This window comes from Vibrio harveyi (assembly GCF_030060435.1).
Classification (GTDB): domain Bacteria; phylum Pseudomonadota; class Gammaproteobacteria; order Enterobacterales; family Vibrionaceae; genus Vibrio; species Vibrio harveyi.
Genome location: NZ_CP125875.1, coordinates 2,081,666 through 2,094,459, shown reverse-complemented (window position 1 = coordinate 2,094,459; position 12,794 = coordinate 2,081,666). Strand labels below are relative to the sequence as shown.

The window sequence follows — 12,794 nt, the reverse complement described above, 5'->3', positions numbered from 1 at the left end:
CCGAACAATTTTCGTTCGGTTTTTTTATATTTTTCGCTTGGCTATTTATAGATCTAATGATAATTATTGGTTATTATTTCGCCACTTCTTCGAGGGGCACAGGACTCGCTCATCATGTTTGACCGAATGATGGGTCTTGGCAGGCAATGTATCTGAGGATTAATACTTTGGCTGGCGTTACTATTGAGGTGTTCCCTTGAAAAAATTCCGTGGCAGTTACATGGTTGAGATGGTTTTAGTTGCTGGTGCAATGGCGCTATTAGCGACAACTGCGTTACCGCAGTTAACAGGCGCGATTCAAGATCGCCAAGAAAACATTTTGACCTCATTGGATGCGGGTCAAGGCAGTAGTCATGTGAAGCAAGACACCGCTGGTCAGTTTTCTGAACAATAAGTTGCTTAGTGACTCCGTGCAATAAATTCAAAAAAGCCGAGGTAATGACCTCGGTTTTTTTGTCTTCAATTCTGAACGTAATATAAGCTTGGGAAAGTCTGATTAAAAGCGTTTACCTAAGCTTACTTGGACACCTTCATAGCTGTCATAAAAGTTATCAAAGCCCATATCTGCCACATTGTAGATGTACTCAGCACGAAGCCAAATATCTTTACTCATGTCCCAGTGAATACCTGCACCAACGTTGAATAGCGCGCCAGAGTCATCGGTGACTTTTTGAACATCAGGAATGTACATTTCTGCTTGAGTACCCAATGCGGTCACGCGACCAAATAGTGACAATGGTGTATCACCCAAGTTATCGCTTGTTAGTACGGCTGACATACCTGCTTGGTAGTAATGAAGGTCTAAATCTGTCTTAAGAGAATCATTCTTAAGTTCATTTTGTGAATAACGCAACACACCCTCAAACGCAAGGTATTGGTTTACGTTGTAGCCCCAGCCAATTGTAATATGAGGTGTTGACCAACCACTGTCTCGATCAGAACCAAACTCCGGCGTGTCGAAGCCCACATTACCAGTTCCAAGGTACAAATAAGATTGGTGAGTTTGTTCTTGAGTAGCGAAAGTTGGCAGACTCATGGTCAATGCAGATAATAATAGGATGGCGTTTTTCATAACTTGGCGATAACCTTTGTGAAAGACCGTTTTTAGAATTAGTATTAATTTAATCAATAAGATAACTGGCGGTTATCATATCAGTCTTTTGGGTGAGTGCGTGATTTTACAAGGAAATTTGTTGTAATGACGCAGATTTTAGACTCAGCACGCTCACTCATTTCTATGCTATGAACTGCGAGATAAATAAAAGGAAAGTAAAGTGGCTGAATTCAAGTACAAAAATCTAACCCAAGAAGAGCAAGACAAGCTTGATGCAGCGACATTTCGTCGCCTGTTGGCTCACTTGGATGAAAATAAAGACGTGCAAAACATTGATCTCATGATCCTTGCTGGTTTCTGCCGCAATTGCTTTAGCAAATGGTATAAAGCAGAAGCTGAAGAACTAGGTGCGGATATCGATATCGATGATGCTCGTGAGCGTGTCTATGGCATGACTTACGATGAATGGAAACAGAACCACCAACCTAAAGCAACGCCAGAGCAATTGGCTGCATTTGAAGCACGCCAGAAGAAGTGATTTTTCTGTATTAAGCAGATAAAAAAATAGCCCGCTGATTGAGCGGGCTATTTCTTTATTTGGCGTCTGAGTTTTACTCAGTGATTGGACCGCAACATGCTGGTTCAACGCAACCTTTTGACTGAATAATTTCAAGCTGTGCTAGGTAAGGTTGAATGTCACCGATGTTTTCTTTTACCCAATCCGTGTTGTAGTAAGTGTCTAGGTAACGTTCACCAGAGTCACACAGAAGCGTTACGATAGAGCCAGTCTCACCCCGTTGTTTCATCTCACATGCAAGCTGAAGAACACCATATAGGTTGGTGCCTGTCGACGCGCCAACTTTACGACCAATTAAGCCAGACAGCCAATGTGCTGTTGCTACGCTTGCTGCATCAGGAATTTTGCGCATTTCGTCTACCACACCTGCGATAAAGCTAGGCTCTACTCGTGGACGACCGATACCTTCAATCTTGCTGCCGTTTTCGCCTTTAATCTCTGCGTTGCCAGACTGGAAGTAGTCATAGAATACCGAGTTATCTGGATCAACCACACACAGTTTTGTGTCGTATTTTTGGTAACGAATAAAGCGACCAATGGTTGCCGACGTACCACCTGTACCTGGGCTCATTACAACCCAACTTGGGATTGGATGATCTTCCAACTCCATTTGGCTAAAAATAGAGTTCGCAATATTGTTATTACCACGCCAGTCAGTTGCGCGCTCAGCGTAAGTAAATTGGTCCATGTAGTGACCGTTTAGCTCTTTCGCTAGTCGACGAGACTCATCGTAAATTTGGTCTGAACGGTCAACAAGGTGCGCTTTGCCGCCGTAGAATTCGATTTGTTCAATTTTCTTGCGTGCCGTCGTTTTTGGCATCACCGCAATAAATGGTAAGCCAAGAAGACGAGCGAAGTACGCTTCAGAAACCGCTGTACTGCCTGATGATGCTTCGATCACCGTGGTTTCTGGACCAACCCAACCATTACAAATCGCGTAAAGGAACAGCGAGCGTGCCAAGCGGTGCTTTAGTGAGCCTGTCGGGTGGGTGCTTTCATCTTTTAAGTAGATATCGATGCCTTCCAAAGAAGGTAGATCTAACTTGAATAAGTGGGTATCTGCTGAGCGTTGAAAGTCTGCTTCGATTTTGCGTACAGCATTGTTGATCCAGTTGTGGTCAGTACACATAACATGACTCCTCGAAATTCTGTAGGGTAGTTGTTTTTGTCTATAGGGATAATCTACCTATAACTGCAGAGAAAAACTTTGCTATTATTGTTCTGTTATTTATCAAAAGTAGAAAAATTTTCTACATTAAAGGGTTTTTATAGTAATGGGCTTAGATAAAATCGATAAGCAGTTGCTTTCTTTCCTCCAAAATGATGGAACCTTGTCATTAAATGACTTAGCTGAGCGAGTTAATCTGACGACCACGCCTTGCTGGAAGCGTTTAAAAAAGCTAGAAGATGAAGGCTATATTGAAAAGCGTGTCGCGCTACTGAGTGCGGAGAAGTTAGATTTATCCTTCATTGCGTTTGTGCAGCTCAAAACCAGTGATCACTCAGAAGGGTGGTATAACCATTTTGTGACGACCGTAAGTGATTTCCCTGAAGTGATGGAGTTCTATCGCATGGCAGGAGAATACGACTATATGATGAAAGTGGTCGTCAAAGACATGAAGTGTTTTGATGAGTTCTATAAACGATTGGTGAACAGTGTAAAAGGTTTATCCAACGTAACATCAACCTTTGCTATGGAACCGATAAAGTACACTACTGAGCTACCAATTTATGGCGTTTAATTTCTCTTTCACATCTCCGTGAGTGCCTTTTTAGGCCTCACGTCTTTTACCTCTCACAATTATTAGCACCTCAAAGTGTGATTTGGTGCTTATATTTTAACCTGTTGAAAACCCAATATTTATTATCACTAATTTAATAACTTAATGTAAGGTAAACGTTTGCTTGCCTTCTCTTTTTGCAAGTTTTCGAAAATTGTAGGCAATTTATGGATTTTGTGAATGTATTTCGGGGTTGATAGGTATGAAATTAATCCCAAATGGGGGTGGTGATGAATAAAACATCGTATTATTATCGCGCCACATTCCTGATGTAAGAAATTATTACAAAAAATGAAAAGATATTATTTTCTCTTGTTTTTCGCTGCTGTTATTGCAGGTTGCGGTGGTGGGGGCGGTGATTCCAAACCCGATAATTCAAACTCTTCAACTCAAACGACCAAGCAAAGCCGTGCTCAGTTAAAGGTAGAAGACACAAAGCTTGCCTTTGATGGCGTTGGTCACGTTCTTAATACAACGATGAGCAATGTGCAGGGCACGATCACATACCAAATTCTCTCTTCAACACCTTCTAATGTGGTCCAAATTGATGAATCTGGGCAATTGCAAATTCTGCGCCCTGGCATCGCGAAGGTAAAAGCGACGGATAACAGCTCGATTTATGAGTCTTCTGAGGCAGAGTTCACTGTGACAGTGAGCAAAGGCACTAACCCCGATTTAGTGGTCAACGAACTCAATTTGAACGCATTGAATAAAGACGGTGAGTTATTGGTTGTTCGTGGGCAGCGAGGCCAAATAAGCTTTGAAGTGGTTGATGGTGATGAGCACTTGGTTCGCGTAAACCAAAATGGTCGCGTGTATGCTATTGGAGCGCAAGGTCAGGCGCGAATCCGTATTCACGATACGGGAGATGATTATTACCAAGCGCGTGATATTTATGCCAATGTCCATGTTTTCCAAGTTGGTGCTGAACAATTACAGTTTGCGCCTCTAAGCCCTGTTTATAGGGACGGTTTAACACTAGAACCAGTTCGACTGGATGACGTCGAAACTGAGAGTCTTACGTTTAAGCTTGCTGACAGTAACGTCCAATCCGATGTTGTTGAAATTCTTGATAAGAACACCGGTTTACTGTTGATTCATAACGCAGGGCAGGTCGAAATAGAGGCGACGGCAACATACAGCCAAGGTTTTGTTCAGCAGCAACAAACAGCCCGTTTTGTGGTGAACGTTGCCAAAGGTAAGCGTCAGCCGCTCAACTCTATCAATATCGCTGCAAACTACAGTGCTAACCAATCGCTGTATCCTCTCGTTAGCAATGCAAAGGGCGACTACTATTTTGATGTGGCTGAAGGGCAAGATGTTGTTCGTGTATCTCCAAATGGAGACGCTCTGATCATACGAGGTGTCGGTCAAGCAAAAATCGACATTATTGAGCGAGAAATACGTAATTTTCCTAATACGCAAACTCAAATCACGGTTGATATTGCTCCAGCACCGCACCCAGACATGGAAGATGTTGCAATTGCTCTCACTTATCAAGATGAGTTAACAGTTCCACTGCAGTTTGCTGGTCAGAAAGGCAAACTCAGTTTAGTTGATTCTATTCCTGAAGGGCTGCAAATTGCTGCCGGTAAAATCTATGTAAATAGAGCAGGCAGCTACACGCTACGCTTTGAAGATGATGGTGGTGAGTATTATCAATCGACTCAGTTTGATGTCGTTCTTAATGTCGCCAAGGCTCAAGGCTCAGCAATGCCTGTGAAAGACTATGAGGTTGTATACAGCACAAATCATCAGTTCCAGTTATTACGTGATTTTGAGTTGCTCGCTTCTGGCGATGGAATTGAAGTTCTCGATAATACCCAGCCGAGTGTTGCTGATGCCATCGCGAATGGTCTGGTTCACGTGTATAAAGCGGGTGTGACAACCTTAACGTTACGTCGTAAAGAGAGTCAGAACTATACCGCGGGACCAGAGCAAACGGTAACCTTCACCATATTGAGTGCACCGAGTCGAATCCAGATTAGCTCTGATGTCGAAGTTAATTGGAACGCGCTTAAACCATCGGTAGCCAAACCGACAATTTCAGGAGTGGTTGGTCAGGTCAGCTATGCGTTTGCTGAAGGTTCAGAAACCGATGTGGTTTCATTAGACCCTAACTCAGGTGAAATGCGAATTCTGAATGCTGGCAGCACAAGAATTGTCGTGTCTGATGTGGGCAATGAGCAATACTCCGCTGGACAAGCAAGCTTTGCTGTTACCGTTAAACCGATTGAGAGCCGTGCGACTATTACCTATCCACAAGCGACATATGGTTCTGGTGACAAGTTAAAACCTAATTTAAACGGTGATGGTGTCAAAGCTGAATATCGCTTGATCAACCAATCAGATCCGTCTGTAAAAATGGCTTCAAACAATGGCGAGTTAACGATACTGCATGCTGGAGATTACACGGTTGAAGCCACGCTGACAGGACGTAACTACCTAACTAAAAAGGTCAGCTATCAGGGGAAAATAGGCAAAGCCGATCACCCTGGTTTATCTGTACTTCGCCAAGAGGTAGAGTTTGAACCCTTCAAAGAAGTGGTGCTAGATTTTGGTCGAGCAATTGGCGAGCGCAGTTACGTACTACACAACACCAGACGCGAAAATATAGCGTCACTAGATCCTTCACGCGGTGTTATCACCTTAAAAGGTTATGATTCTAGTAGCGCTGTGCAAATTAATATTGCTGAGAAAGAAACCCGCGATTACAAAGAGATGAGTGACACTCCGGTAACAGTAGCACTCAACCTCTCTGCTTCTGGTGTGGCGGATAAGTACACACATTTAACAGGTGGTCAAACGGTCGTTGGTAGTGAATTGAATGCACAACAATTCGCTAATTTAAAAGAAAGTGAATTTGGTATTATGGGAGCGAGCTTCTTACGAGAGCCTACAGATACTGAATTGGTTGAGAATGGCGAAGGTAAAGTTGCCCTGTTGCTGATGAGGCCAACAGATAATGATGACCCAATGGCAGTGCGAGCTGTGTGGATGCATATTGCTCGTTTTGATGGCTGTCGTGCTGCATTATTGGATCCTAATGATCCTCGCCCATTTTTAGCGATCGACTATTCAGCGGAAGGTTATTGTAAAACCGGTGCAACCTTTCGTATGACTCGTTATTTGGTTATTGATGACAGCAAGCTTGAAAAAGGAACCAAATACGAGATAGTCAGCCCATTGATTCAGTACCGACGTGGACATCGCGAGTTTCTGGCCACTAAGAAAGGGGGGCAATACGCGGAACCAGGTGTGATTTATCATAAAGGTGAGTACGGTCCTCCAGACAGCTTGTACGAGTGGTCTGTTGTTACTTTTGAATATCAAAAAAACTAACTGACATAAAAAGGAGTGCATAAGCACTCCTTTTTTAGTCCCAATTTGTGAGAAGAGCTATTTGGTAAAGCGCATCACACCTTCTTGAACTGCCGTTGCAACAAGATGACCTTGTTGGTTGTAGATTTCCCCACGAACTAGACCGCGAGTGTTACTGGCGGTTGGACTTTCAATAACATACAGCAACCACTCATCCATCTTAAACGGGCGGTGGAACCAGATAGAGTGATCGATGGTTGCCACTTGGAAGTTCGGAGTCATCAATGACACTTCGTGTGGATGAAGTGCCGTTGTTAGGAAGCCCCAATCCGACGCGTAAGCTAGGAGATATTGGTGAATCAGTTGGTTCTCTGGCATTTCTCCATTGGCGCGAATCCATAGGTACTGTTTCGCTTCAGTTTTCTTAGGTTTCAATGGGTTTACGATGTTGACTGGGCGAGTCTCGATAGGTTTTTCGCCACAGAATGTTTTGCGTAAACGCTCGGGTAAGAACTCTGCAATATGGCTGGCAAGCTCAGTTTCCGAAGGAAAATTCTCCGGTCCAGGAATATCTGGCATGGTGTTTTGATGATCAAAACCAGGAGCATCGCCATGATAAGACGCCGTTAGATAGAAAATAGGACGACCATTTTGAATCGCTTTGACTCGACGAGTACTAAAGCTGCGCCCGTCACGTAGGTTCTCTACGTCATAGATGATTGGTTTCTCTGGATCGCCAGGATAGAGGAAATAACTGTGAAACGAGTGCACTGTGCGTGCGTCCTCTACAGTGTAACGTGCAGCAGATAATGCCTGTCCAATAACCTGGCCACCGTAAACTTGAGGTAAACCTAGGTTCTCGCTTTGACCACGGAACAAGCCTTCTTCTAGTTTTTCGAGTTGTAGTAGGCTGAGCAATTCTCTTAGTGGTTTACTCATGATGTCTCCTCACCTTGTTTTTATTGCTGCTTCAATTATGAAACAAAATCAACTGTTTGATAATTTCTAACTTAGTCAAACTATTGTCAAATAGATAAGCGTACAGCAGACAGTTTAATAATCTCCCTCTATACTTAGCGCGAATTGATACACCCGTTGAGGAAACTATGAAAAAAACACTACTACTTGTTACTTCTTTACTATTCGGTGCTGCACTAGTGGGTTGCCAAACTTCTCAAACAACAGAAATGGAATCAGCTGAGGCGTCTATGAAGACAATTACAGGTACAGTGGCTTACCGTGAGCGTATTGCACTGCCTCCGCACGCAGTCGTTACGGTTGCGCTAGAAGATGTTTCTCTTGCGGATGCCCCAGCTAAAGTACTAGCGAAACAAACATTCGAGACAGAGGGTAAACAAGTACCTTTGGCATTTGAACTGAGCTACAACAGCAACGATATCAAACCAAACCACCGTTACAGCCTACGTGCTCGTATCGAAGTGGATGGTAAATTGCGCTTTATCAATGACACAAGCATTCCTGTCATTACAGATACAGAACAAACGCACCAAGCAAACATTCGTCTTGTTGGTACTCGTTAATCGTTAGCCCAACTGATTGTTAAAATGGCAGCCATTAAGGCTGCCATTTGTATTTTCTGAGCGAGACTTTTCCAATCTCAGACACTTCAATTCCCTCAGCTTCAAGCTTTTGCTTTTGTCTTTCCAGATCGCGACCTTTCAACGAAATCTTCCCCTGACTATTTATGACACGAAACCATGGCAGTTTACTGCCTTCGGGTAGATTACCTAACGCTTTACCAACATGCCTTGCGTAGCCCGGATAGCCAGCCATTTTGGCAATTTCACCATAAGTAGAAACACGTCCGGTGGGAATTTGGTGAATTACAGCAAAGATTTGCATTAAAAATTGGTCCATACTGAAAGTGTCCATTGTTGTTTACCAAGGAATGGTAATACACAAGACTTGTACTTCGCTATCAGTTCTTGCTCCTTAACATCATTTGTCGCTCATCTCTCTTCACCGCCTTTTATTGTTTCTTTTGTGAGCTGCAAGTGATCTCTCAGAGTAAGTTGGAAATACAAAAACAAGCTTATGCTTAGTTTACATATAGACCCGCTCAACGACTTTTAATGCCCAGTTTGACATGCCGTTGAGTTACCAAGTTGGTTGGGGAAGCCAGGAGGCGCTATGATTTTTTCGACACTTCAATTTCTTATTACGACTCTTCTTGCCGTGGTGTGTGCTCGTGCCATCAGTTTGAGCGAAGGAGAGATCCCCGTTCTCGCCTTAATGATTCCCGCACTGTGGATATTGCCACAAGGAGGAATTGCCGGTTTGATTCTGCTCGGTGCCATGACCGTTTATGGTGTCACTCTGTCGATGCAGCCGATTGCATTGTCAGTGGGCGTTTTGATCCTATTCCCACTATTAATGGTCGTGTTCTCACGTCGTAGTTCACTAGGCGTATTGCTTACCGCGGGTCTGATTGTATTGACCTTACAAGTAGGCATTATGGTGACACAACAAGCCGGGAAGCTTGATGGCTCTGCGTGGTTGACAGTGGTACAAACCTTATCAGTGATAGTCATGTGGTGGGCAGCAAATCATTGGAAACCTTCAGAAAAACACAGTTGGTGGTCATTGCTGTTGTTGCTGCCACTGTGGTTAGCTGATTTGCCTTATGCTGTGCTTGTCGCACTAAGTATTACGGGAATTCTGGCTTCTATGGAGGCGTTAACTAAGATTCGAAATTCGATGCGTTGGGGTAAGTTGCTCTGCTGGACTTTGCCGACCGTAGGGTTCGCTGCATTAGTCGTTAGCCCAAACATTGAAGTACCAAACCCTGTCTTTGTTGTTTGGATTTGTTTGCTCGGAACGGCTTGGATGACGGACTACATCTTACGTAGTAGCGATGAGCAGGCAGAGTTATGAAATAGTTGTAGTCGCTCTGGGTAAATAGTGACCCGTGCGGCAGACTCTTGATTTGTTTATGAAATAATAGGCCGAATGTTATATGTTCGGCCTTTCATATTTATTGTGCATTTAATAATGAAAATTCAATCCTACCTTCAATATGTATGAAGGGTCCTTTTAGAAACGTTTGTCATGGTTAAAGTAGTTCAAAGGCTGTTGGTTTTTGCTTGCTTTCTATTGAGTTTGAGCCTCAAAGCAGAACCGGAACAAGCCCCTAATTATAAGGTAGCGACAGAGGCGGATGATGTCGTTACTCGCGTGTTATTTGACGCAGTAGCAGAACATTTTGGTGTTTCGATCCAGTACGTGAATTACTCGAGTTTCGACGCTATTTTGGATTCTGTTGCGAACGGTGAGAGCGACTTTGCTGCGAATATCACCTACACCTCAGAACGTGCACTGAAGTTCAGTTATTCACGTCCAACTAACATTGAATATACTTATCTGTATGGTTTGAATGACGCGACCTTAGGTGAAGCGAGTGTTGTTGGGGTACCAAAAGACACCATCTATGCAGAGCTTATTCAACAAAACTACCCTGAGTTGCTTCAAGTTCCTTATCAAGGGCATGAAGAAGCGGTGGCACTGCTGCGTTCTGGTCAAGTTGATGGGGTAGTAGATGCTATCAATCAACTCAAACCTATGTTGCTAGAAGGCTTTGATGCCAAACTTCTTAATGACCAAATCTCCATCAAGCCTGTTTCTATTGTTAGCCAGAAAGGATCACATCTTGATGAGTTGTCGACGTTTGCCAATTTTATTCACGATGAATCGGTACAAAAGCATTTACGCGAACAAGTTGCGCTATATCAGTTTGAACTTCGACAGACAGCATTGCGTGAATCTATCAAACGACTGCCAATCGATTTAGAGCAGCCTCTTACTATCAAGTTTGAATCTATCTTTCCTTACGTGGTTTATAAAGAGGACGGTTCTATCGAAGGGATGACAGCAGACGTCGTAATGAAAAGCTGTAAAATTTTGGCTTTGAATTGTGTGGTTATCAGTAAGCCTGATGAAAGTTGGGAGTCCATGTACGCCCAATTTATCCAAGGTGAATTCGATTTATTAGCGCCACTGACCATCAGTCGAGAACGACGTGCTTTCAGTTACTTCCCTCAACCTCATTACCAACCAACGTCGGTTATGGTGAAACGCTTGGGCTACAAGCCCAACGTATATTCCCATGTTTCTCAGCTTATTTCTGAACGTATTGGTGTGGTAAAAGATGACTTTTTTGATCAAATGCTTACCCAAATGCTGCCATTAAAAGAACTCAAGCGATTTGATTCTCAGCAAGCAACATTAGATGCCTTGTTAGCCAGAGAGATTGATTACATTGCGATGGACACCGCTATGCTGAATCATTTCTTACGTTTGAGTGAGTTAATTCCAATTGAACAAGACGATGCGATTGGTGAGTTTTACGAATCGGAATTGTCGATAGGGTTAACAACCAATCAGCGTGGTGAAATTCTCGCCCCATACTTTAGTCGAGCAATCTCCATGCTAGATTTGGAGAAAATTGTTGCTCAGTATGACTTAAGACCAGATTGGCGAACCGCCTTAGAATATGAAGTTCGTTTGGCGACGCAGACTCAAGCTGTGTTTGTTTTTGTGCTGGTGTTTGCGGTTGGTGTCAGCTTGTACCTATACCGTCAATCAAACACTGACAACTTGACTGGATTGAGAAATCGACGCTCGTTACAACTTAAGTACCGACAGGGTGTACCAAAGGATCTTGCGGTCTTGTATCTCGATATTAACCACTTCAAGCAAATCAACGATACGTTTGGACATCGAGCAGGGGATAAAGTGTTGCAATTGCTGTCGCTCAAAATACATCGTGTGTGGGCGGGTAGAAGTTATCGGATTGGTGGTGATGAGTTTATTTTGCTTGGCTATCCTACTGAGGTTCAGTTAAGTCGAGCGGTTGAAGAACTGAGTTCACTGGATGTCAAAGACGAACAATCTGATGGTTTGAATGTGGTAACCATTTCTGTGGGTGTTTCCGCCAAGCGAGAGCGAAGCGTTAGTCTTGAGCAAGCGCTGCATTTAGCAGATGAAGATATGTACTCGAGCAAACAAGCTTCCCGGAATTGCAATGAAGCAAACCCTTGTATGGTTTAGCTTTAATAGACTGAATTGACCGAGTTTTGTCCAAACGGAAGTGAAAAGGACAAATTCGTCGCTTTAGCCCTTGCAATCCGAGAGGCGATGCTGAATAATCCTCACATCATTTGAGACAAGCTCTCAAAGCAAGAATTATGGGGCTCTGGTCCTCTCGCAACAATAGCTCGTGAACTCGGTCAGGTCCGGAAGGAAGCAGCCGCAGCGTGTGACTTGTGTGCCGGGATGTGGCTGGGGTCCCACCCTTTAAAAGCCTCGCTTATACAGCGGGGCTTTTTCGTTTTCATCTTCTGCACTTTAGAGCCATTCAATACCCTGATTTCTGTACCTATACCCAAGTGACACGCTCCCGAAGGGCGAGTTGCCTTGGTTCGCATGCTTCGTTAACAATTTTCGATTTAGAACCATTAGATCTTCAAATTGTTGCCTCGCCTTCAAACCAAGTCATTCTCGCTGAACCAAGCATCTCGAGGTTATTTGGGTATACATGGGCGAGCTTCATTCTATGGTAAGGAATCTAAAGTCGCACTTTTCCCCGCGTTATTCATTTTTCCCAGAATATGCTCAGAAAATAAATATTCATTACCGATGAATGCAAGGCTTTATATTCTTACAGTGCTCGCATCATTATTTTCTGTTAGCAATTCTTTTATCTTCTCGTTCCTGTTTATTCGAATGGTTTGTCTGCTTGTTAGATTTGTTAGCAATCTTTAAGAAAATTAATCTGTAGAAAAATTACACTTTTCGGGAAATATGAAGTGTATTTTCCGTCTATTCGGGGTCTTATTCATGATCTTTTACACTTGTTTTATTTTTTGTATGACAAAATAAAATTGAGATTGATTGGGGTCAAAGATTCGTCCGCATTCGCCTTTTTCGGGGCTGAAAGTTAATTACAAGTATTCATTGGTTCGGGTAGGTTATTTTTACTCGCTGACATAACACTGAATAGATTCTTGATAAATATTCAAAATGAAAATAAACGGTGCAAAGG

11 protein-coding genes and 1 other RNA gene are annotated in these 12,794 nt (G+C 43.2%); 8 read left to right on the top strand and 4 right to left on the bottom strand.

The features are described 5' to 3' along the window. Positions 1 to 196 precede the first annotated feature (196 nt). A complete protein-coding gene (locus tag QMY49_RS09960) occupies positions 197 to 394 on the top strand; it encodes a type II secretion system protein (protein WP_009698330.1) in 198 nt (65 codons plus the stop codon). Between the two features lie 102 nt (positions 395 to 496). On the opposite strand, the gene QMY49_RS09955 is transcribed toward QMY49_RS09960, so the two are convergent. Beyond that, entirely contained in the window at positions 497 to 1,072 is a 576-nt protein-coding gene (locus tag QMY49_RS09955; RefSeq protein ID WP_005446619.1) for a porin family protein, read from the bottom strand. Positions 1,073 to 1,274: 202 nt separating this feature from the next. On the opposite strand from QMY49_RS09955, the gene QMY49_RS09950 reads away from it, so the two are divergent. Then, positions 1,275 to 1,592: a DUF1244 domain-containing protein gene (locus tag QMY49_RS09950; RefSeq protein ID WP_005446621.1), complete on the top strand. Its 318-nt coding sequence runs from the start codon at positions 1,275 to 1,277 to the stop codon at positions 1,590 to 1,592. A gap of 73 nt (positions 1,593 to 1,665) precedes the next feature. Here QMY49_RS09950 and QMY49_RS09945 read toward each other — a convergent pair whose 3' ends face one another. After that, positions 1,666 to 2,760 (bottom strand): PLP-dependent cysteine synthase family protein, encoded by a 1,095-nt coding sequence (locus QMY49_RS09945; protein WP_009698329.1) that lies wholly within the window; start codon positions 2,758 to 2,760, stop codon positions 1,666 to 1,668. Between the two features lie 145 nt (positions 2,761 to 2,905). Here QMY49_RS09945 and QMY49_RS09940 point away from each other — a divergent pair, with 145 nt between their 5' ends. Then, entirely contained in the window at positions 2,906 to 3,373 is a 468-nt protein-coding gene (locus tag QMY49_RS09940) for an Lrp/AsnC family transcriptional regulator (RefSeq protein WP_017188345.1), read from the top strand. Between the two features lie 330 nt (positions 3,374 to 3,703). Continuing rightward, positions 3,704 to 6,754 (top strand): cadherin repeat domain-containing protein, encoded by a 3,051-nt coding sequence (locus QMY49_RS09935; protein ID WP_283311281.1) that lies wholly within the window; start codon positions 3,704 to 3,706, stop codon positions 6,752 to 6,754. A 57-nt stretch (positions 6,755 to 6,811) separates the two neighbouring features. On the opposite strand, the gene tesB is transcribed toward QMY49_RS09935, so the two are convergent. Beyond that, positions 6,812 to 7,672 carry an acyl-CoA thioesterase II gene (gene tesB, locus QMY49_RS09930; RefSeq protein ID WP_005446627.1) on the bottom strand — a complete coding sequence of 287 codons (861 nt, stop codon included), beginning with the start codon at positions 7,670 to 7,672 and terminating at the stop codon, positions 6,812 to 6,814. Positions 7,673 to 7,839: 167 nt separating this feature from the next. Between tesB and QMY49_RS09925 the strand changes: the two genes are divergently transcribed. After that, on the top strand, positions 7,840 to 8,274 hold the full coding sequence (locus tag QMY49_RS09925; RefSeq protein WP_038899106.1) for a YbaY family lipoprotein: 435 nt from the start codon (positions 7,840 to 7,842) through the stop codon (positions 8,272 to 8,274). 34 nt (positions 8,275 to 8,308) lie between these two features. On the opposite strand, the gene QMY49_RS09920 is transcribed toward QMY49_RS09925, so the two are convergent. Further along, the gene (locus tag QMY49_RS09920) at positions 8,309 to 8,611 is read right to left on the bottom strand and encodes a DNA base-flipping protein (RefSeq protein ID WP_005446629.1); all 303 of its coding nucleotides are present in this window, start codon (positions 8,609 to 8,611) and stop codon (positions 8,309 to 8,311) included. 273 nt (positions 8,612 to 8,884) lie between these two features. On the opposite strand from QMY49_RS09920, the gene QMY49_RS09915 reads away from it, so the two are divergent. The 3 genes from QMY49_RS09915 to ffs all read left to right on the top strand — a co-directional run bounded on the left by QMY49_RS09915 (position 8,885) and on the right by ffs (position 12,040). Further along, positions 8,885 to 9,628, top strand: coding sequence for a VP0952 family biofilm-associated protein (locus QMY49_RS09915; protein ID WP_005446632.1), 744 nt, complete (start codon positions 8,885 to 8,887; stop codon positions 9,626 to 9,628). Between the two features lie 174 nt (positions 9,629 to 9,802). Beyond that, a complete protein-coding gene (locus tag QMY49_RS09910; RefSeq protein ID WP_009698326.1) occupies positions 9,803 to 11,800 on the top strand; it encodes a GGDEF domain-containing protein in 1,998 nt (665 codons plus the stop codon). 143 nt (positions 11,801 to 11,943) lie between these two features. Then, positions 11,944 to 12,040: signal recognition particle sRNA small type (gene ffs, locus QMY49_RS09905), an RNA gene on the top strand. Positions 12,041 to 12,794 lie beyond the last annotated feature (754 nt).